The organism is Nostoc sp. (assembly GCF_036917465.1).
Classification (GTDB): domain Bacteria; phylum Cyanobacteriota; class Cyanobacteriia; order Cyanobacteriales; family Nostocaceae; genus Nostoc.
In genome coordinates this window covers 17083-38503 of the sequence record NZ_JBALDL010000047.1, presented here as the reverse complement: position 1 = coordinate 38503, position 21421 = coordinate 17083, and the positions used below count along the sequence as shown (strand labels likewise).

The 21421-nt window shown below is 40.5% G+C and carries 21 protein-coding genes and 2 pseudogenes; 16 read left to right on the top strand and 7 right to left on the bottom strand.

Annotated features, from left to right (window positions below):
- Positions 1 to 2 precede the first annotated feature (2 nt).
- Both V7K38_RS09985 and V7K38_RS09980 read left to right on the top strand, forming a co-directional pair.
- Positions 3 to 431: an NUDIX hydrolase gene (locus V7K38_RS09985; RefSeq protein WP_334857417.1), complete on the top strand. Its 429-nt coding sequence runs from the start codon at positions 3 to 5 to the stop codon at positions 429 to 431.
- 138 nt (positions 432 to 569) lie between these two features.
- A complete protein-coding gene (locus tag V7K38_RS09980) occupies positions 570 to 1673 on the top strand; it encodes an AI-2E family transporter (RefSeq protein WP_334857449.1) in 1104 nt (367 codons plus the stop codon).
- 10 nt (positions 1674 to 1683) lie between these two features.
- Here V7K38_RS09980 and V7K38_RS09975 read toward each other — a convergent pair whose 3' ends face one another.
- The 3 genes and pseudogenes from V7K38_RS09975 to V7K38_RS09965 form a co-directional block, all read right to left on the bottom strand.
- Positions 1684 to 3093, bottom strand: a complete 1410-nt coding sequence (locus V7K38_RS09975) for a sensor histidine kinase (protein WP_334857415.1) — start codon at positions 3091 to 3093, stop codon at positions 1684 to 1686.
- A 450-nt stretch (positions 3094 to 3543) separates the two neighbouring features.
- Positions 3544 to 3675 (bottom strand): annotated as a pseudogene (locus V7K38_RS09970) (hypothetical protein); the annotation flags it as partial.
- A gap of 292 nt (positions 3676 to 3967) precedes the next feature.
- A pseudogene (locus V7K38_RS09965) lies at positions 3968 to 4195 on the bottom strand (3-deoxy-7-phosphoheptulonate synthase); the annotation flags it as partial.
- Positions 4196 to 4543: 348 nt separating this feature from the next.
- Between V7K38_RS09965 and V7K38_RS09960 the strand changes: the two are divergent.
- The 5 genes from V7K38_RS09960 (at position 4544) to V7K38_RS09940 (ending at position 9015) form a co-directional block, all read left to right on the top strand.
- A complete protein-coding gene (locus V7K38_RS09960) occupies positions 4544 to 5038 on the top strand; it encodes a hypothetical protein (protein ID WP_334857413.1) in 495 nt (164 codons plus the stop codon).
- A 107-nt stretch (positions 5039 to 5145) separates the two neighbouring features.
- Positions 5146 to 5799, top strand: a complete 654-nt coding sequence (locus V7K38_RS09955) for a pentapeptide repeat-containing protein (protein ID WP_334857410.1) — start codon at positions 5146 to 5148, stop codon at positions 5797 to 5799.
- Positions 5800 to 6292: 493 nt separating this feature from the next.
- Positions 6293 to 7150 (top strand): DUF72 domain-containing protein, encoded by an 858-nt coding sequence (locus V7K38_RS09950; RefSeq protein ID WP_334857409.1) that lies wholly within the window; start codon positions 6293 to 6295, stop codon positions 7148 to 7150.
- A gap of 182 nt (positions 7151 to 7332) precedes the next feature.
- Entirely contained in the window at positions 7333 to 8457 is a 1125-nt protein-coding gene (locus tag V7K38_RS09945; RefSeq protein WP_334857407.1) for a site-2 protease family protein, read from the top strand.
- 234 nt (positions 8458 to 8691) lie between these two features.
- The gene (locus tag V7K38_RS09940) at positions 8692 to 9015 is read left to right on the top strand and encodes a hypothetical protein (RefSeq protein WP_334758451.1); all 324 of its coding nucleotides are present in this window, start codon (positions 8692 to 8694) and stop codon (positions 9013 to 9015) included.
- On the opposite strand, the gene nagA is transcribed toward V7K38_RS09940, so the two are convergent.
- On the bottom strand, positions 9008 to 10192 hold the full coding sequence (gene nagA, locus V7K38_RS09935) for an N-acetylglucosamine-6-phosphate deacetylase (protein ID WP_334857406.1): 1185 nt from the start codon (positions 10190 to 10192) through the stop codon (positions 9008 to 9010). The genes V7K38_RS09940 and nagA overlap by 8 nt on opposite strands.
- Positions 10193 to 10330: 138 nt before the next feature.
- On the opposite strand from nagA, the gene purE reads away from it, so the two are divergent.
- The 8 genes from purE to V7K38_RS09895 all read left to right on the top strand — a co-directional run bounded on the left by purE (position 10331) and on the right by V7K38_RS09895 (position 16140).
- Positions 10331 to 10849: a 5-(carboxyamino)imidazole ribonucleotide mutase gene (gene purE / locus V7K38_RS09930; protein ID WP_334857405.1), complete on the top strand. Its 519-nt coding sequence runs from the start codon at positions 10331 to 10333 to the stop codon at positions 10847 to 10849.
- 93 nt (positions 10850 to 10942) lie between these two features.
- Positions 10943 to 11242 (top strand): putative quinol monooxygenase, encoded by a 300-nt coding sequence (locus V7K38_RS09925; RefSeq protein WP_334857404.1) that lies wholly within the window; start codon positions 10943 to 10945, stop codon positions 11240 to 11242.
- Positions 11242 to 11364, top strand: a complete 123-nt coding sequence (locus V7K38_RS09920; protein WP_334857403.1) for a hypothetical protein — start codon at positions 11242 to 11244, stop codon at positions 11362 to 11364. Before V7K38_RS09925 ends, V7K38_RS09920 begins: the two co-directional genes overlap by 1 nt.
- A gap of 39 nt (positions 11365 to 11403) precedes the next feature.
- Positions 11404 to 12183: a class II glutamine amidotransferase gene (locus tag V7K38_RS09915; protein WP_334857402.1), complete on the top strand. Its 780-nt coding sequence runs from the start codon at positions 11404 to 11406 to the stop codon at positions 12181 to 12183.
- Between the two features lie 517 nt (positions 12184 to 12700).
- Complete coding sequence (locus V7K38_RS09910; RefSeq protein WP_334857400.1) at positions 12701 to 13894, top strand: sulfate ABC transporter substrate-binding protein; 1194 nt, start codon at positions 12701 to 12703, stop codon at positions 13892 to 13894.
- Between the two features lie 156 nt (positions 13895 to 14050).
- Complete coding sequence (gene cysT / locus V7K38_RS09905; RefSeq protein ID WP_442940761.1) at positions 14051 to 14911, top strand: sulfate ABC transporter permease subunit CysT; 861 nt, start codon at positions 14051 to 14053, stop codon at positions 14909 to 14911.
- On the top strand, positions 14898 to 15773 hold the full coding sequence (gene cysW / locus V7K38_RS09900; RefSeq protein ID WP_334857398.1) for a sulfate ABC transporter permease subunit CysW: 876 nt from the start codon (positions 14898 to 14900) through the stop codon (positions 15771 to 15773). The genes cysT and cysW overlap by 14 nt, the downstream gene beginning before the upstream one ends.
- Positions 15774 to 15873: 100 nt before the next feature.
- Positions 15874 to 16140 (top strand): NIL domain-containing protein, encoded by a 267-nt coding sequence (locus V7K38_RS09895; RefSeq protein WP_334857396.1) that lies wholly within the window; start codon positions 15874 to 15876, stop codon positions 16138 to 16140.
- Between the two features lie 122 nt (positions 16141 to 16262).
- Here the strand turns inward: V7K38_RS09895 and V7K38_RS09890 are convergent, their stop codons facing one another.
- Entirely contained in the window at positions 16263 to 17141 is an 879-nt protein-coding gene (locus tag V7K38_RS09890) for an aspartoacylase (protein ID WP_334857395.1), read from the bottom strand.
- A gap of 190 nt (positions 17142 to 17331) precedes the next feature.
- Between V7K38_RS09890 and V7K38_RS09885 the strand changes: the two genes are divergently transcribed.
- On the top strand, positions 17332 to 18513 hold the full coding sequence (locus V7K38_RS09885; protein WP_334857393.1) for an AGE family epimerase/isomerase: 1182 nt from the start codon (positions 17332 to 17334) through the stop codon (positions 18511 to 18513).
- Positions 18514 to 18696: 183 nt separating this feature from the next.
- On the opposite strand, the gene V7K38_RS09880 is transcribed toward V7K38_RS09885, so the two are convergent.
- Complete coding sequence (locus tag V7K38_RS09880) at positions 18697 to 20025, bottom strand: ATP-binding protein (protein ID WP_334857392.1); 1329 nt, start codon at positions 20023 to 20025, stop codon at positions 18697 to 18699.
- Between the two features lie 101 nt (positions 20026 to 20126).
- Positions 20127 to 21416, bottom strand: coding sequence for a tellurite resistance TerB C-terminal domain-containing protein (locus V7K38_RS09875; RefSeq protein WP_334857390.1), 1290 nt, complete (start codon positions 21414 to 21416; stop codon positions 20127 to 20129).
- Positions 21417 to 21421 lie beyond the last annotated feature (5 nt).

The window sequence follows — 21421 nt, the reverse complement described above, 5'->3', positions numbered from 1 at the left end:
ATATGAACAATCAACCGGTGCATGTAGCGATCGCAATTCTCTATCAAAAAAACCAGTTTCTCATGCAACTACGCGACAACATTCCCGGTATTCTCTACCCTGGCTACTGGGGGCTATTTGGCGGTCATATCGAACCTGGTGAAACGCCAGATATCGCAGTAAAACGAGAAATTTTAGAAGAAATTGGCTACGATTTACCACCCTTTGTAGAATTTGGCTGTTATCCTGACGAAAGAGTAGTCCGTCATGTTTTTCATGCACCCCTCTTGGTGGAATTAAATCAACTGGTTTTAAATGAAGGCTGGGATATGGGATTATTGACCCCAGATGATATCCACGAAGGTAATTGTTATTCGCAAAACGCTGGCGAAGTAAGACCTCTGGGAAATATGCATCAGCGAATTATGTTGGATTTTATGGAGAGAAGTTAATCTTAATGGGAATTGGGCATTGGGCATTGATCAATAGTTATTAGTTAGTAGTCAGTAATTAATCTCCCTCATCCCCAGTCCCCAATCCCAGTCCTTAGAAGCCAAAATAAAGTTATAACTCTTATGAAGTCATCACTAATGCAATCAGCAAATAAACTACCGCGATGGTTAACTATAGGACTGGCGTTTCCGATTATTATTCTCAACGGTTGGCTATTGCTCCAAGTTGTGCAGTATTTCCAACCCTTGATCAGCATTATTGCTGCTGCCATCCTACTCGCTTTTGTGTTGAACTATCCAATCCAGTTTTTGCAAGAACAAGGCGTAAAACGTAACCTAGCGATCGCAGGAGTCTTGCTTTTCACTCTAGTGATTTTAGTAGGTTTAGGCATTACCTTGGTTCCCCTAATTATCCAACAGCTTGTTGAGTTAGCCAATATTTTGCCCAGTTGGATTGATTCTGGAACTCAGCAGTTGCAAACTTTCCAGGATTGGGCGCTAAGTCAACAGCAGCTTCCCATTAATTTAAGTGGTTTATTTACCCAAGTTCTGGAACGATTATCTAACCAACTTCAGTCCTTCACTGGTAGAATTCTTGGTTTTGCTGTCGATACCATTGGTATTGTTCTCAACGTTTTGCTGGCGGTAGTCTTGACTATCTATCTAATATTAAACGGTGAGCCTCTTTGGGACGGAGTATTTCAATGGTTTCCGAATAACATTGGGTTAAGATTGCGGGAATTGCTGCGAGAGGATTTTCACAATTACTTTATCGGTCAAGCAACATTGGGAGCCGTGTTAGGGGTGACAATTACACTGGCATTTTTGGCGTTACAAGTTCCCTTAGCTTTACTCTTTGGCATCGGGATTGGTTTGTTTTCTCTGTTCCCCTTTGGTACAGGAGTTGGCATTGCCATAGTCAGCCTTTTGGTGGCGTTGCAAAACTTTTGGTTAGGAGTTGAAGTCTTAGGTGTAGCTGTTGCAATCGACCAAGTTAATTCTAATGTTGTTGCACCTCGAATTCTGGGTAATTTGACTGGTTTAAATCCCGTGTGGGTGGTGATTTCTTTGCTATTGGGCGCAAAGTTAGGAGGAGTGCTGGGTTTATTAATTGCAATACCTATTGCCAGTTTTATCAAAGATATAACAGATAGCTGGCGGGCTGGAGAGTTTAATAAGATAAATGATATCGTGTCAGAACCTGTTACGGTCAAGAATGAAACAGCAGGAACTTATAGTTAGAATTAAATTTTTAACCTAAATTTTTACGGTTTTTTTTCTCAACAAGTTCAGAATTGAGGTGAACCGGAATTTTGATCGTAAACTCAGTTCCTTTGCCTAAATCTGATATGCATTGCAAATGACCACCGTGTTTTTCTACAATAATTTGATAGCTGATAGATAAACCTAATCCAGTTCCCTTCCCAACAGGTTTAGTAGTGAAAAAGGGATCAAACAATCGCTTCTGCAAACTCTCTGGAATTCCTAGTCCATTATCAGAAATGCGAATAATTACTTGACTATCATTAGTGAGTTGAGTCCGAATGCAAATTTTTCCTTCTTTCCTTACTAATGACGGATGATTAATGACAAATGACTCTTCAATAGCATCAATAGCATTCGCCAAAATATTCATAAATACCTGATTGAGTAACCCAGCGTAGCACTCAATTTCAGTAAGATCGCCGTATTCTTTAATTATGTTTATACTTTCACCAAATTTGTGATTTTTGAGACGACTTTGTAAAATTACCAGAGTGCTATCAATACCTTCATGGATATCAACTAATTTTTTCTCAGACTCATCGAGACGAGAAAAATTTCGCAACGAAAGAACGATTTGCTCGATTCGCTGGGTACCAACCTGCATAGAGGTGAGAAGATGGGGGAGATCAGTAGTTAAAAAATCCAGTTCAATTTCTGCGATCGCAGTTTTAATTTCCGCTTCTGGTTCAGGATAACATTGTTGGTACAATCTAATAAGATTGAGTAGATTTTGACTGTATTCGATGGCGTGAACAAGGTTTCCAGCAATAAAGTTGACAGGGTTGTTGATTTCGTGTGCAATACCAGCAACAAGTTGTCCTAATGCAGCCATTTTTTCATTTTGAATTAATCGCGTATAGTTTTGCTGAAGATCGTGAAAGCCTGCTTTAGCAATTCTAGATTGTTCTTCTACCTGCTGTAATTGAACGAGTGTTAATACATGAATTTGGGAGTAGGCTAAAAGTAATTGATGGAAATCAATCAGCTTATATTTTCCAGATGTAGTTTTAACTAAAATCGGCTCATAAGTAATTTGAGCTGGCCTTTGCAAATTTAACTCCGTAGCTTTGACAATAGACATATCTTCAGAAATAGCTAATATCTCTGTCTCGAAAAACTTGTAAAGAATTTTAATCGGTTTTATAGAAAATAGTGCCAAACTGTAGGGATAGCTCATATACTCAAAAAATTTCCGCCGCGAAATCATTCCTATATATTCTTGATTATTATTAAGGATAATTCCTGGTAATAAAGGCTCTTGCTTAAAGAGCGTAGCTAAATCATTCCCTGGACACTCTATTTCAATCTCAACTTGCCAAGAGACTAATTCTTGCAAAGTTGACTCTAATCGCAAGTTTAACTCATCAGCATTTGTTGTACCACCAATAGTAAGCATGCTCTCATGTGTTGATTGCTGAGATAATATTTCTGGTAACACCATGAATACCCGTCTCTATAATTTCAAAGTTCATCAATTGTTACAAACTTATCTTTCCCAAATTGATAACCAAAAATCACAGTGTAGACACGGGAATATAGAGTCAATATGCTTCGGTTAAGGCTTTTTGATGGAAATTATAGATTCTAAAGATGCGATAAATCGCCGTCAAGACGAAAGACTGATTATTGTAGGGCGATTCCTCGCGTCTCTTTCCCTAACCGAACAGTATTGAATATAGAGAGAGTACTTTAGCGAATCTAATAATTTTATAGCTGTGTAGATGTTTAGCTAACATTTATCTAATAATTTTATAGAAACTAAATTTATTGGAAGAAGTAACAATTAGTAGAAAAGACTTTTGTTCAACAATCAAATAGTAATCCTATAGAATGCGAGTATTACAAATTATATTGGCTGTTTACGCCAGTTACGTTTTTGCAACTTGGTTTGCCAAGATTCCATATAGGTGTAGAAAACAGGCGTTAAATAAAGTGTGAGAAACTGCGAGAATACTAATCCGCCAACTACTGCTAAACCAAGGGGACGACGTGTAAGGTGTTCCGCATTTAATTTGCACTAGATATTTAGGAAGTAAAGCATCGACTTCTAACTTGCCGTTATTAGCACTGTATTTTTTGATATCTGGCAGCAGTCGCTGGGGAATGGAAAAGTTGACGTAAATCGGGTGAATTTGGCTGATTGTAATGAGCGGATCGTCTGTACTAGGGCTTTGTGACTTTATTTTACAAAAGCGATCGCAGTTTGCCGTTCAGCCAAAATAAATATTTGGACTCACACATTTAACAGAAGCAATGCCTACGACGGTAAACTACGCCCTCAATCGAAATTTAAGCAGCAGAAAAATCGGGGCAGGTGATACACTCGCCCCGACATCTGATATACTACGCCCAACGGCTTTTGCTACAGGTTTTAAACTATCAACTAAATGCACCATATCTTCCAAAGAGAGGGCTTGACGGGCATCAGAAACAGATTTTTCTGGTTCTGGGTGACATTCAATAATTAATCCGTCTGCACCGCAAGCGATCGCACCCTTGCCAAAATCCTTATGCAAAAAAACTGCTGTAATTCTCCTGACTTGTCATCTCACCTTGCGAAAGCTTATTGCAGACAATTGAGAATCGCCATAGATTATAGGACTTACGCATTGACAGAAAACAATAAATATATATCCCGGAAAAACCATATTTCTCGTAGGGGTTTAGCATTGCTAAACCTCTACTCCACGGTTAAGTTATCGGTAAATATATAATTAGTCAAAGTCTGAAACAAGCTATTTCGGTGAAAGCATACTATGACTAATTTGTACAGTGCGTAAGTCCTAGATTATTGTTACTCAAGTTCTCATTGACCAAATCAACTTTTTAGGATTATCAGTTTCATTATGCCCAGTTCCAAAATCTTAGCCCAATCTTTCGACTATTATGGAGTTTACCCCTGCCCAGTCTGTCGGATAGGTAAGATTTCTCACATGCCATTGATGGAAGCGATGGCTTGTGACTTTTGCCAAGAAATTTTTACAGTCAATTTAGAACTACAGCAAATCAAGATGCCTTCTAGGCAACCACCCTTAACTTGGCGTTGGAGTGGGTTGAGTTGGACTGAAGGCCAGTTGGAAGGTGTAGAGTTAGGTTGGGGTTATGGAATAGCAGCAGCAGTTTTTGTAATTCTTCCCACTACTCTAATTGGCATAGTAGCTTACTATTTTCCTGCCGATCTTAAGGAACCGATTACCTGGATGCCATATATTTGGACGATATTAACTTTCTTATCACATTTATCAATTATTGTTTGGATCGTTATTGAAATTTATCAGATTCCAGTTGCAGCATATTTAAGAGCGATCGCTCGCTGGAGAAATCGAGAGATGGAAAGATGACGGAGTGGGAAAAACTATGAAAAATGACAAATGAAAAATGACAAAAGATGCAGCGAATACATGGCTTCATCACTGATAATTAAGTTGATTGTCCACCAAAATATCGTATGAGCGATCTGGAGCGGTACTATAGAATTTTGGAATTAGAGCCTGGAGCAACACTTGAGGAAGTGAACCAGGCTTACAAAGATTTAGTTTTTGTTTGGCATCCCGATCGCATTCCCAAAGAAAATCTCCGTTTACAGCAGAAAGCACAAGACAAGCTGAAAGCCATAAATGAAGCTCGTGAAAAGTTGCGCTCTCTAAAAACCAAACATCAAACCACATCTAATTCACCTTCACCATCACCTCAATACCAAACACCATCTCAACCAACCCAGCCACCACCAAACCAAAACTCAGATTTGAGTGGTAAAGACTACAGTCGGGCAAATTTGAGCAACAAAGATTTATCTGGCAGAAATCTAAGTTATGCAAACTTAAGCGGTGCTAATCTCAGCGACACTTTTATGCACAAAGTCAACCTCAGAGGGGCGAATTTATCTGAAGCAAATTTATTTCGAGCAAACCTCCTTTTAGCGGATCTCCGGGAGGCGAATTTACGCGCTGCTAATTTGATTGGAGCGGATCTCAGTGGAGCCGACTTGCGAGGAGCCGACTTGACAGGAGCGCGGATTCGTTCTGGTGAGCGCCTTTTAGTTAAATTAGTTGGTACTAACCTCGCTGGGGCAATTATGCCTGATGGGGCAATTTATCAATAGTCGAGGTTGCGCTATGACGCAGAGTAAGGTAGCACAGGTGTGCTACACGATTTTTTAGTAGAAGTACCGAAGTTGACACGCATAAGTAATACTGTGCTGTTGCTTTGCGGTTAAATAATCAATTGCGATCGCCTCCTTTTTAGTAGAAGTACCGAAGTTGACACGCATAAGTAATGCTGTGTCGTTGCTTTGCCGTTAAATCATAAATTGCGATCGCCTAGTCAGTTTTACGGGAACACAATATAAAATCTATTGAAGCTTATACACTCACGATTTTTGTAGTATGAAATCTTTCAAATCTGTTACTATAAAATGTTTTGAATTCGGGAATCTGACCGATCTAGTACAGCACGGCGGAAATAAACCACCCATTTAGAATGTCTAAAAACCTTATGCAATCTTAATTACGAATAACGCAAAGCGGTACTAGCCTCATCCATTCTTACAACTAGCCTGTAAAATTGAATATGATACATCAAGGCTTTTAGGCACTGTGAACTTTTTTATCGGTTGTGCTGTTTGGGCATATAAAGGTTGGGTGGGCGAACTTTATCCCCAAGGTACTCGCACTGCCAATTTCCTCCATCTTTACAGTCATCGCTTCACCACTGTAGAAGGTAACACCACCTTTTATGCCGTGCCTAACCAGGAAACTGTAACCCGTTGGGCTGCCGAAACCCCAGCAAATTTTGAATTTTGTCTAAAATTACCGCGAGATATTACTCATCAAGGGTTGCTACAACCTTATATTCCATCGGCTTTAAAATTTCTGCAAGGGATGCGCCCTTTAGGTAAACGTCTTGGCCCAATATTTGCTCAGTTACCACCCAGTTATACACCTGCATTACTTGACGATTTGACCAGCTTTTTGAAAGCTTGGCCGCGCACAGACGCACCCCTAGCGCTGGAAGTTCGTCATCCTGACTGGTTCAGTGAACCTCATGCTAGTAATTTGACGGCGCTTTTAGAAAAGCTAGGTGTAGGACGGGTACTTTTAGACTCGCGCCCCATCTACACTGGAGATGATGACCCACAGTTGGAATCAGAACGGCGTAAACCCAAATTACCGTTACAATTGAGTGTGACAGCACCTTTTACTGTGATTCGATTTATTTCTCATCCAAATTTATCAGTGAATCAGCCGTTTATGGAAGAGTGGGTAAGGCAGATTCAGCAATGGTTGCAGACGGGAGTGCGAATTTATTTCTTTGTTCATTGTCCAATAGAAGCGCGATCGCCTAACATAGCGCGTCACTTCCAACAGCTATTAGAACACAGTGGTACACCAGTTCCACCCTTACCTTGGAATAATCTTGAGCATCCCCCCAATCAGCTAAGTTTATGGTCTTGAAAGGCAGGGTGCAAAGGTCAGAGGGAATAGTCCCTAATGTCAAAATAATACTAATAACCACACCTTTACAGACGGACACTACTACCATCACCAAAATGAAAATCTCTTAACCTTTCGTTACAATAAAAACATCGAGCAGGACAAAAACAAACCTCTCGAAGCTGAAATCAAAGGTGAACGACATGAATGGCACAATTCGCGTTGGTAATCTCTGGGGAATTCCCTTCTATATCCATCCGTCATGGTTTTTAGTTCTGGGTTTAGTAACTTGGAGCTATAGCAGTGGACTGGCGACGCAATTTCCCCAATTGTCTGCGGGGTTAGCTTTGCTACTAGGATTGATGACAGCGCTGATGTTATTTGCCTCTGTCGTCGCCCATGAATTAGGCCATAGTTTCGTTGCGATTCGTCAGGGTATTAATGTCAAATCCATCACACTGTTTATATTTGGCGGTTTAGCTAGCTTAGAAAAAGAGTCAAAAACCCCAGGTGAGGCTTTCTGGGTAGCGATCGCTGGCCCAATGGTAAGCTTACTACTATGTGGTATCGTTACAGCTATTGGCGTTACAACTACTGCATCAGGCCCGTTAGCAGCAATTCTTGGTGTTCTCGCTTCTGTTAACTTAGCATTAGCCCTATTTAACCTGATTCCTGGCTTACCCTTAGATGGCGGAAATATACTGAAAGCTATTGTTTGGAAAGTCACAGGAAATCCTTATAAAGGTGTAACCTTTGCGAGTCGAGTCGGGCAAATCTTTGGTTGGGTAGCAATCCTTTCAGGTATAGTTCCCTTACTATTCTTTGGCAGCTTCGGTAACTTCTGGAACTTGTTGATTGGCTTCTTCTTGTTGCAAAATGCTGGGAATGCGGCTCAATTTGCCAGAGTGCAAGAAAAACTTACAGGTTTGACAGCCGAGGATGCTGTAACTATTGATAGCCCGATTGTATCTGCTAATCTTAGCCTGAGAGAGTTTGCCGATGAGCGAGTCATAAGCGGGCAAAACTGGCATCGGTTCTTAGTGACTGATGATGATGGACAATTAGTAGGTGCGATTGCAGTTGATAATTTACGAACTGTTCCAACAGCAATGTGGTCAGAAACTCAAATAAAAGAAGTCATGCGACCAATTACCGAATCTACCACAGTCCAATCAGATCAACCCCTGCTAGAAGTTATGCAGTTACTAGAACAACAAAAGCTATCTGTGCTTCCCGTAATTCGTAAGAATGGCGTTCTAGTTGGAATCTTAGAAAAAACTGCAATTATCCAACTACTGCAAAGCCGAACTCAACCTAACCCTGCATAGTTTATTGACATTCTCCCACCAAGCTACACTGTGGTGGGAGATTCTTGTTCTACACTAAACAAGAGTAACAGATGTGAAAGCCAGTAGCTTAAAGGATTTTAAACAAGATTACCCCGTTAATAAACGATGGTGCTATCTCTAAAGTTCGATAATTTAAATAAATCAAGTATCGTGTTTTTATATTGTTAGTCAACGCCTGAACTCTCAGTCACATTAGACATACGAGGATGATATATGAATTCGACAAATCCCCCTGAAAACGTGATTAATTGTTTGCAGACTATTTTGGATGCTACTGCTGCGGTAAATTACGAACTTTTTCTTACGGTAGGTGATTTAGAGTACAGAAGAGATATTACCAAAGAAATATTTGACCAAGTTAGCTCCCCGCTAATTCCACGCATGTCTGAGGGTTATACAACTACTTATTTCGGTCATCTCAAACAAGGAGAAACTCAAACCTATTTGTGGAAGTTGAGTTTTGCTGATGATGGACATGAATTTATAGTACGTGTGGGGATGAAGGGAGACAAAGTTAATCTGATATGGATTACTTAAAATATACCAAATCTGCTGCGATCGCACGTTCCCAAGTTAATGCTTTTGTAGTCTCATCCCAATGCCAGCGTAATAAGTTAGCGGATTGATTCTTAACAATTCCTGGTAAACCAATCGCTTTTCTAGGTGCATTAGTAGCTAAAGCGATCGCACTTTCTACATCACAAATTCCCCACTTCACCAAATTCTGCACTCCCACCAACAAGGGTAAAGTCGTCCCCGACAAAGTGCCATCTGCTAGTCGTGCCGTACCGTTTTTAACTTCAATTTCTCGACTATCCCAAGGATACACGCCATCGGGTAGCCCCAAAGGAGAAAGGGCATCGCTGACAAGGAACAGCCCTTTTTCTTGATAGCTAGCGCGAAGTAAAATTTGCAGCATCATGGGCGAAACGTGTTCACCATCAGCAATAAAACCACACATTACATCAGGATGGGTAATTGCTGCCCCTAATAATCCTGGTTCTCGGTGATGTAATGCTGGCATAGCGTTGAAAGCATGAGTTACCATCGTTGCACCTTGTTTAAAGGCACGCTGCCCTTGGGCAGATGTTGCCTGAGAATGCCCTAAACTGACAATGATTCCCAGAGAACACAAATATGGAATTACTTCGCCAGTGAAATCTAACTCCGGTGCTAAGGTGATGACTTTCACAACATGGGCATAATCACCCAAAACCTGCTTTACCCAATCCATTGTCAGGGGTAAGAGATACTCTGCTGGATGTGCGCCGCGCTTTTGAAAATTCAAAAATGGCCCTTCTAGATGTACTCCCAGAATCTTTGCACCTGCTGATTGATTGGGAAGAACTTCAGCAATAATAGCAAGCGATCGCTGAATGTTTTCTACTGAAGTTGTCACAAGTGTTGGTAAAAATCCATCTACCCCGACATCCCACAAAAATTGTGAGATTTTCTGGAGTTTATGAGCATTTTCAGCCGTCAAATCAGGAAATGCCAAACCCAAAGCACCGTTAATTTGCAAATCAACGCCACCCAATGAAATCCAGTCGCCTGCAACATTTATGATGGATGCACGGCTGCGTGCTTCTACTGTACCCATCGGCAAGATTTGCTCAATTATGCCTTCTTCATTAACCAAGAGCATCTGCAAATCTTTGTAACCAGGCACTCTAGCATTGATAATATCTACAGGATTTTGTATTACTTGGGTCATCACACTGAACTAGAAGAAAGATAAATCTGATTTTAGATGCAACCAACATCAATCAATGAGATGATAAATCGGCATAACCTAGCTTCCATAAGCTAACTCAAATAATTTTGAATCTTGAATTTTAAATTTTGAATTATTATGACTCTCCTAGTTGGTATTATCATGGGCAGCGATTCTGATTTGCCCACCATGAAAGACGCGATCGCAATTTGTGAGGAATTTGGCGTTGAGAGTGAAGTAGCGATCGTTTCTGCTCATCGTACCCCAGAACGCATGGTGCAATATGCTCAACTTGCACACCAACGTGGTATTAAGGTAATTATTGCCGGTGCCGGTGGTGCTGCCCATCTGCCGGGAATGGTAGCGTCTTTAACACCACTTCCTGTTATAGGTGTTCCTATAGCCACCCGGAATTTACAAGGCGTGGATTCTTTATATTCTATTTTACAAATGCCCGCAGGTATTCCCGTAGCAACAGTGGCGATCGGTAATGCCAAAAATGCCGGACTTTTAGCAGTACAAATCCTCGCAACTCAGCAACCAGAATTGCTAGAAAAAGTGCAACAATATCGCCAAACTTTATGCAAATCAGTAATTGCCAAGCAAGCAAAACTAGAACAACTAGGCTACGAGCAATATTTAAAGCAGATGTTTTAGATAATTCGTAATGTGTTAATAAATCTTAATAATACAGTAGGGGACATAGAAAATAAGCATATCCAATGCCCCATGACAAATGACAAATGACAAATGACTAACCAAACTATTCGCGTTGTTGCCCGTATTACTGCTTTGCCTAACAAAGTAGAAGAACTAAAAGCCGTACTGTTGGAACTCATTGAGCCAAGCCGTCAGGAAGCAGGTGCGATCGCGTATAAACTTTTGCAAAACCAAGACGAACCAACAGACTTTACTTTTGTAGAGGAGTGGACTTCTCATGAAGCCTTGAATACTCATCTAGATTCACCCCATTTCCAAGCGGTAGCAGCTAAACTCGAAGGTTTAGTGAGTGCTGCACCAGATATCCGTTACTACCATCTTTTGGCATAGTGTCATGTTGCCAACTAGAAGTAGGCTCTTTATTGTTGCGGATAATTTGGAATATCTCAGCCCTAAATTCTAAGATTGAAGCGATCGCTCCAGAATCAATACAGCATTCTGAAGTATCTTGATTCTGAGAACTTAGTCAAAAATTGAGAGCTACAACATCCATGTGTCAATTGCTCGGAATGAATTGCAATGTTCCAACAGATATTTGCTTTTCTTTTGAAGGGTTTTCTGCACGGGGAGGAAAAACGGACGATCATAGCGATGGTTGGGGCATTGCTTTCTTTGAAGGGAAGGGATGTCGGATGTTTTTAGATGCCCAGCCTTCTATTGCTTCTCCGGTAGCGGAGTTGGTGCGGAGTTATCCTATCCACTCAACCCATGTCATAGCCCATATCCGCAAAGCTACTCAGGGTGAAGTTGCCCTACACAACTGTCATCCTTTCCGTAGAGAATTATGGGGTCAATATTGGGTATTTGCCCACAACGGTAATTTGCCAAATTTTGATCCCGAAAATTTGGGCTTTTATCAAGCCGTAGGTGACACTGATAGCGAAAAAGCATTCTGTATGATCCTAGAAACATTGCGATCGCGCTTTCTTGATGGTAAGCCTGACATCAAGGAACTGTACCCTGTACTAAAACAAATTAGTGATGCAATTGCAAAGCTAGGTATATTTAATTACTTGTTATCAAATGGTGAATACTTTTTTGCTTATTGTTCAACCAACCTCAGCTACATTGTCCGCCAAGCGCCCTTTGCAGCTGCCCATTTGATCGATCAAGACATGACTGTAGATTTTCGGGAAGTGACTACCGAACGCGATCGCGTTGCTGTTATTGCTACCACACCTCTTACTGACAACGAAGTTTGGACACCAATCCAATCAGGAGAATTACTAGTTTTTCAGGATGGGTTACCCCTCAAATATGCATTTACTTAAGAATGCGAACCTGTGGGCGAATTCAAAAATTAACAGAAAATTTCCCATTTAGATAGTTTCTAAATGGGTTTTATTTTTTATCCTAAAAAGTTTTATTTTTACTCGGATAAATCGGAGCAAAAATATGTAAAGGCTCTCACAACTATTTCAAATGATAAAGAGAGAATAGTTAATACTCAATTCTCAATTACCTAGCAAGTTGCTTGATAAACTAAAAATCTTTTAATTTGCATCTTCAAAAAAATGAATCTCTTGTGGGGTGGGCATCTTGCCCGCCCTAGTTGTGCAAATTAAATGCGCGACAGCTTATATTCGGTAGTTGATTGCGATTGCAATTTGATATTTGAAAATAAAAGTATTTGTAATTCCTCACAGAACTGGTAGAATCACCATGTTCTTGATAAAGAATATGAGGTTTTTCAGTGTTTGCAACTAGATGTATCAAATCATATAGTATTATAAAGATAATATAACTGTATTCCCATCAAATAACTGTAGATTTAGCGGAGGAAATAGAATGAGTTTGTGGCAACGCGCACTGAAAAGATTACAAGCGATGTCTTACGACAAGCTGCTAGCCTACGGCAACGCCAAAGGCGATCGCATCTACGCTGAACGTAGAACATATCGGTTCAGACTAAATTCGCTCAAAAGCTTTGTATCACTCTTTTTAGTAGGGACTGTGTTGAGTGTGGCGCTTGCCGCCTGCTCCGGTGGAACAGCGAATAATTCTTCCTCTGAAACCCCTAGTGCTACTCCTGTGGCTGCAACCAAAGATAATGTTGAACTAACTCTGGTTTCCTTTGCTGTCACCAAAGCGGCTCACGAAGCAATTATTCCTAAATTTGTAGAACAGTGGAAAAAAGATCATAACCAAACTGTCGTCTTCAAACAAAGCTATGGCGGATCTGGTTCTCAAACTCGCGCCGTTATTGATGGTTTAGAAGCAGATGTTGTCCACTTGGCACTAGCTGGAGACACCTCAAAGATTGAGAAAGCTGGATTGATTCAGCCAGGATGGGAGAAAGAAGTTCCCAACAATGGTATTGTCTCCAAATCGGTAGCAGCATTGGTAACACGTCCAGGAAATCCTAAAGGCATTAAGACCTGGCAAGATTTATCTAAAGACGGGATAAAACTAATTACAGCCGATCCGAAAACATCAGGGGTTGCTCGCTGGAATTTCTTAGCTCTTTGGAATTCAGTGATTAAAACTGGTGGAGATGATGCTAAAGCAACTGAGTTTGTCACCAAAGTCTACAAAAACGTGCCTTTGCTGACTAAAGATGCCCGTGAAGCTACTGATGCCTTTTTCAAGCAGGGTCAAGGTGATGCCTTGATTAACTATGAAAATGAGATTATCTTGGCAGAACAAAAGGGTGAAAAGTTAACTGCAATTATACCAGATGTCAATATATCCATCGATAATCCCATCGCAGTAGTAGATAAAAATGTTGATAAGCACGGCACACGTGAAGTTGCCGAAGGTTTTGTCAAATATCTATATACTCCAGAGGCTCAACAGGAGTTTGCAAAATTGGGATTCCGACCAGTAGATGATACCTTGACTCTAAGTAAGGAAGTTGCAGACAAATTTCCCAAGGTGAAAACTCTGGGTACAGTTGCAGACTTCGGTGGTTGGGATGGAATCAATAAGAAGTTCTTCGCCGATGGAGCTATTTTTGACCAGATTCAAGCCAAGAAAAAGTAATTAGTCAAAATAATTCGTAATTTGTAATTCGTAATTGAAGGACAGACTAACTTCCTTGCTTACGGCACACTCCGCGAACTGTTGTGGAGTAATAATTACGAATTACGAATAATACCAAAAAACTTATTTTGAATTTTGAATTCGGAGCGAAGCGACGTGACGACTGTAGGGACTTCTGTGGAAATTGAACGCAAAACACCGTTCTGGAAGAAATTGGGGCGGGTTCCCTGGACTTGGCGAATCACCATTGGATACCTGACGGTGATGTTGTTTATCCCCATAACTGCCATGTTCTTGAAAGCGAGTACAGAACCTCCGGCGAGATTTTGGGCGATCGCAACCAGTGATATTGCATTAGCAACATACAACGTAACTTTTTTTACAGCAATATTTGCTGCCTTACTCAATGGCGTATTTGGAACTCTAATTGCTTGGGTTCTGGTTCGCTACGACTTTCCCTTAAAACGCTTGATTGATGCCACAGTAGATTTACCCTTTGCCCTACCAACATCGGTAGCAGGGCTAACTTTAGCAACAGTTTACAGTGATAATGGCTGGATTGGTTCCCTACTAGCACCACTGGGAATTAAGGTATCCTTTACCCGCACGGGAGTAGCAGTGGCAATGATATTTATCTCACTACCTTTTATTGTGAGAACTGTGCAACCCGTGCTTCAGGAAATGGAACATGAAATTGAAGAAGCCGCTTGGTGTCTGGGTGCTTCTCAATGGCAGACCTTTTGGAAAGTAATTTTGCCACCTTTATTTCCCACAATTTTAACTGGTGTTGCCTTGGGTTTCTCCCGTGCAGTTGGAGAGTATGGGTCAACTGTAATTATCTCTTCCAATACACCCTATAAAGATTTAATCGCACCTGTGCTGATTTTCCAACGGTTAGAGCAGTATGACTACTCTGGTGCAACAGTAATTGGTATAGTTTTACTATCAATTTCGTTGGTACTGCTATTGGCAATTAATTTCTTACAAGCATGGGCAAGGCGATATGACACTAGATAAGCCAAGTTTTCACTCATCTGCATCTGATACACATCCGGCGAAGCCGAAAGAACAGAAGAGTTGGGTGCCAATAGTTTTAATTGGGATAGCGATCGCTTATTTAGCCCTAGTTCAATACATCCCTGCAATCAACGTTTTTATCCAAGCCTTTAGCAAGGGAGTTGGGCCATTTCTATCCAACCTGACGCGACCGGCTTTTCTCCATGCAGCTTGGTTAACACTATTATTGGCTGTAATTTCTCTACCTTTGAATACAGTATTTGGACTATGTGCAGCGTGGGCGATCGCTCGTCATAAATTTCCAGGACGCGCCATAGTTTTAAGCATTATCGACCTACCCTTTTCCATCTCACCTGTAGTTGCAGGATTGATGATTGTGCTACTTTACGGACGCAATGGCTGGTTTGGCCCTTGGCTCCAAGCACACGATATCAAAATTGTCTTTGCCTTTCCAGGTATGGTGCTAGCTACAGCCTTCGTGAGTATGCCCTTTGTGGCACGGGAAGTAATTCCCGTTTTAGAGGAATTTGGTAAAGATCAAGAAGAAGCTGCTAGAACTCTCGGTGCAAAAGATTGGCAGATATTTTGGCGTGTCACCTTACCTAGCATCCGTTGGGGCTTACTCTACGGTTTAATTTTGACCAACGCCAGAGCAATGGGTGAATTCGGCGCAGTTTCAGTGGTATCTGGCAACATTGCTGACCAAACCCAGAGCTTACCACTGTTTGTAGAAGATGCTTACAAACAGTATGAAACCGAAGCTGCTTTTTCTGCTGCTGTACTTTTAGCGTTGCTAGCAGTAGTAACCTTAGTGCTGAAAGAGATTTTAGAACGCAAAACCAGCATTAAAGATGTTGAATAGTTAAGTTTTGGGCATTCATTGGGCATGGGAGAATATTCTTCCATGTTCTCCCTGTTCCCTCTGCCTTCAACAATCTCTAATCCCCTTGATGGTGATAATTATGGCTAGTGACAATACACTTATCAATAAAAGGATTCGATTAAGAATTCCCAAGGACTATCACCAGGAACCTGTAATTTCTCGCCTGGTGTCTGACTATGGACTGACTGTGAATATTACCGCAGCAATTTTGGGAGCAAATGCCGTCGGTGATGGTTGGTTTGACCTGGAATTAAAAGGAACAGATGCACAAATTAAGAGTGCCCTCACCTATCTTCAAGAATTGGAGTTAGAAGTCTGGGATGATACTAAAGCAACTGATTGGTAAAAATTATAGCAACACATAGTGAGGGCTTACAGCTAGTTACACACCCTCATCGGAATATACCTCGCATTCAATTATTCAAAAAAATTGGCGGTAATCCTATGCATTCAAGGGGAAAATTTCTATTAAACTGCCTCTTGTTGCTTTTGAGTGAGATACATTGCAATTCCTTTCTCGTAGTAAGCGGCTTCATTAATAAAAATAGGATAAACTGTAGACGCTCCCTCATAGAAAATCTCTTTTCCTTCAAAAGTCAAAAATATTGGATCGCCTGGATTGAGAGGTTCATAATCCCTAAACTGAAGTTGAGGGTGAATCATGGCTTGAATATTTTTGCAATCGCTTCTAGGATAATCGACCGTCTCAATATATTGATAGAGTGTAAGCTTGCTGTTTGTCTGGGGAATATTACCTTGATTGCACCCTTCAAAATAGTCTAAGATTGCATAAATAAGTTGCTCTGTTTTCTGAAATAATTCAGCATTTAAAGTATTTTGAGCTACAGCACCAACTTCTATCACAAAACCCAATTCGCATAAAGAACGGAGAAAACCACCTTCTTTAGATTGTGGATTCACAAAAATCTTTACCATCGGATTTATTGAAGTCAAATAAGCGCCTAACCGAAGTAAGAAAGGATGCAGATCACAAAAAATTAGGCTTAATCCCATGTTGGCAGTTGTGCTATGCAAATCTACAATTACGTCCACAAAGGGCTGATTTTGCGGTTGGAGTATCTGTTGGATTTCTCTGGCTCGCGTATCTTCATAACTTGAAAGTTGAAGATTTTGTAAGCTTTGATTAGTGAAGCAACGGTTTAAATCTTTGTCAATGTATCGTTTACCTTCTTCAATAGCTTTAAGATTACCAAGTAATGCCAGAGTCTCAAAACTCGATCTATTAATTAAATTTGGATACTGCTGAAATCTTTTAACTAAATGTACTCCTGTTAACTCATTACCGTGGTTTCCTCCGACGATCGCAACTCGTTCAATCTGACTCATAACAACCTCACTGGCTCCCCTACGGTTATTGAGAATGGTGCAAGATACAACATAGAAGTATAACTGCTGCTGACTAAATCTTGTAAAAGACTGACGCAATGTCTACGACGGGCTACGCCTATGCTCCATATTCGAGCCAAAATGTGATACCTGTTAAACTGTTAGCTTTAGCACAAGGGGGAGGAAATTTATGGAGTATAATTTTCAGGCGTTGGCTGAACTTTACAAAAACGCCCTCCTCAACGATATCCTCCCTTTTTGGGAAAAATATTCTCTCGATTGGCAACAAGGTGGCTATTTCACTTGCCTAGATCGCTACGGCAAAATTTATGATACAGACAAATTCATTTGGCTGCAAAACCGCCAAGTGTGGACTTTTTCTATGCTTTACAACCAGTTAGAAAAACGCGAAAACTGGTTGAAAATTGCCAGCAATGGCGCTAATTTTCTCGCTCAACATGGCAGAGACAATGATGGTAACTGGTACTTTGCCCTTACCCGTGAAGGGAAACCATTAGTTGAGCCTTACAACATCTTTTCCGATTGCTTTGCAGCGATGGCATTTAGTAAATATGCACTCGCTGGCGGCGAAGAATGGGCAAAGGATGTAGCGATGCAGGCTTATAACAACGTGTTACGCCGCAAAGATAGCCCCAAAGGTAAATATAATAAAACCTATCCCGGCACACGCCCGATGAAATCATTGGCTGTACCGATGATTTTAGCCAACCTGACTCTAGAAATGGAATGGTTGCTACCCAAAGAAATACTAGATAATGTGCTAGCTGAGACAGTCCGCGAAGTGATGACCGACTTTCTCGACCAAGAACGGGGACTAATGTATGAAAACGTTGCCCCTGACGGTTCCCACATCGATTGTTTTGAAGGAAGGTTAATTAACCCCGGTCATGGTATCGAAGCGATGTGGTTTATCATGGATATCGCCCGTCGTCAAAACGATACCAAAACTATTAATCAAGCTGTTGATGTGGTGTTAAACATCCTAAATTTTGCTTGGGATAGCGAGTACGGCGGATTGTATTACTTTATGGATGCAGATGGTCATCCTCCACAACAATTAGAATGGGATCAAAAGCTGTGGTGGGTTCATCTAGAATCTTTGGTTGCATTAGCGATGGGCTATCGCCTGACTGGGCGTGAGGTGTGTTGGGAATGGTATCAAAAGATGCATGATTACACCTGGTCACATTTTGCTGATTCGGAATACGGTGAGTGGTTTGGGTATCTCAATCGCCGTGGAGAAGTATTATTGAACCTCAAAGGCGGCAAATGGAAAGGATGTTTCCACGTACCGCGTGCATTGTACCTTTGTTGGCAGCAATTTGATGCGATCGCAACTCCTTTGCAATAGATTTCTTACAAAAATTCATGTTCATAACCACAACTTAAGCTATGGTTATGAACATCATCCCTATCCCGAAGATATAAAGCTTAACTGGTGAATTGTATTTTTTTCCTGTCATTCCTCCAGAACTTGACTAGTTAGCTTATGAACTTAGCGATTGGTTGGGCTTACCAATTACTAGAGAGTAAATCACAAACTAAATTCTGCTGCATCATCTTCATGCACATCTGCATCTTTACCCATAGCAGTAGGTTTAAATTTAGAGCCATGAATTAATTCACCAAACGCAATTCCCGGATTTTGGTGAAGAATATTCAGCAAACTCATAAAATCTCGCACAATTTCCCCTGGTGTAAGTAATGCTTCTGCACCCAAGCGACTAATAATTTCTTTCACAAACTCCTTCAACTCACGATTTGTCAAAGTCTGTTCATAGCCAAAATTGAGTGCATGAATCTCAGCTAAACGTTGCAGAAGGGTCAATATTTCTGCTTCACTCAACGGATTTAGCCGAATCACTGGCCCTAAATGTTCTTGAACGCCAGATTGTGCAACAAAACGACTTTCTTTTGTGCGTCTTTGCCAAGCTTGGTCTGCAAAAAGTCCCCGTTTCGGGTCTTCTAAAAATTTAGTTGTTCCACCAACAACAATACCAAGATGTTCTGCTTTACATTGCATGGTATCGTTAAACATTGCGAGGAGTCGATTATAATTTTTTTCCCGCGTGACTGTAGTAGATATTTGATATAAATGTACAGCTTCATCAACTAAAATTAACAGTCCTTTATAGCCAATTTCAGCGACAAATTTAGCAAACAATTTTATATAGTCATACCAACTATCATCATCAATAATTACCCGTACTCCTAAAGCTGCTTTCGCCTCAACTTTAGTAGTAAATTCTCCCCGTAACCAGCGCATCGCCGCATTTTTTAAATTATCATCATCCATTCGATAGCCACGCCAATAAGCGATAATCACGCTACCAAAATCAAACCCGTGAACTAAGTCTTCGATATACTGAACTACTTCCCTAATTTTTGATTCAACTTTGTCATCGAAACCATCGTCATTGGGACGCATGTCAGTTTCTTTAACAACTTCTTGTTGAATTTTATTAATCCATCCTTCTAAAATAGAAACTAAAGCACCACCATCAGGACGAGTTTTTGTAGCTAGGTGGCTCATTAATTCTCGATAGGTAGCGACACCTTCATGGTTGCTTCCAGCTAATCGCCGTTCAGGGGATAAGTCAGCATCAGCTACTACAAAACCTTGCTCCATAGCGCGGTTGCGAATTAGTTGTAATAAAAAACTTTTACCGGAACCGTAGTTACCAATTATGAAGCGAAATGCTGCGACACCTTCGGCAATATCATCAAGATTTTGTAATAGGCTTTTTAGTTCTTGTTCTCGCCCTACTGCTATATATTCAACTCCCACTCTTGGTACTACACCCGCGCCAAGGGAATTGATTAAAGCAGTAGAGATTTTTTTCGAGATTTTGAGCTTTGCCATGTATTACACTTCACTTTATTCTAAACGCATAAGCACGCAGTAAGTAGAGTAGGTAAGGTAGATATTCACCTTAGTACAAATCTTATGACCGCAATAGTAATTTAATTTGACGACGCATGTCTAGGCATGAGACTTTCATGCATTGCAATCATTTTTTTGGCATGGTTAATATGCTCAGGGTAAACTTCTGGATTTTCCGAATCTGGGTTAATTATTAATTCACCAATAGTATCATTTGCCCGCTCATTTATAGAATCGATTAATAGATTTGGCATAGTGATATTTGCCTCGGCAAGTTTTTTAATAGCAGGTTTTGGGTTATCTTGTTCGACTATAGCTTTTAATACTTGTAGTTCGTATCCTGGGAGATTTTCTAAAAAATTAGTCCATTCTTCAGGTAGGTTATCTGATGTATCGGCTTGCGAAGTATTTACGACTGCTGTAGTTTCCATTATTTCAGAAAAAGGAAACAATTCAGTATCATCTTCTTTAGAATTATCAGGTAAAGGTTCTGAATTAAATGTTTCTAGTTGTTGGAGTAATTCCCATACTTGATTTTGTAATGAATCTCGTTCTTCTTGCAATAATGAAACTTGCCCTTGCAACTGCTGTAATTCGGCTTTGTGTTCTTTTAGTTGAGTTTGCGAAGAATTCAGGATTGCTTGGATATTTTGTATTTCGGTTTTTCTCGCTACTAGTAATTGATTTTTTTGAGTTGTCTCAACTTCTAATTCTTGAATTGTAATTCGTAGCTCGTATAGTTTTTCTTCTAATTGGGGTTTGAGTCTGCCTAAAAGAGTTACATTACTTTCAACTTCTTGTTTCTCTTGCTGGAGTTCAGAGATTTGACTTTGCATCTGGGCAATTTCAGCACGAGATACATTGCAATTCGACTCTAGACGGCGCTTCTCTGCTGTCAGGACAGAAAAGGCATTGCTCAATTCTGTTTGATTTTTCTGCAAGTTATTCATTTCAGTTTGCAGAGTATTGATTTCAGTTTCTAGCTGTTTTTTTTGTCCGGCACAGGTTCTTAATTCTCGATGTAAACTATCCCTTTGGTTACGGCTTTCTATGACTTGGTTTTGTAGTTGTTGTGACTCTGCATATAATAAATTATGATGTTCTTCAATTTGATTTATTTCTCTGACAACACGAGCTTTCAATCCCTCCATTTCTTTAATTCGCTTGCGGAGAGAACCTAAAACAAACATTTCATAGTTTCTCCGTCGCTTATCTACGAATAATGCTGCTCCGTAAATGATAGATGCAGTAATTACACCTGTGAGAAAGGCTTTATTAAAATCCCAGCTTGGGACGAGACTAAGACCAAAACTCACACTAAAGGCAACTATCCCTAGTATAAATCGATTACTGATCGTTACTGATTGCATATTGC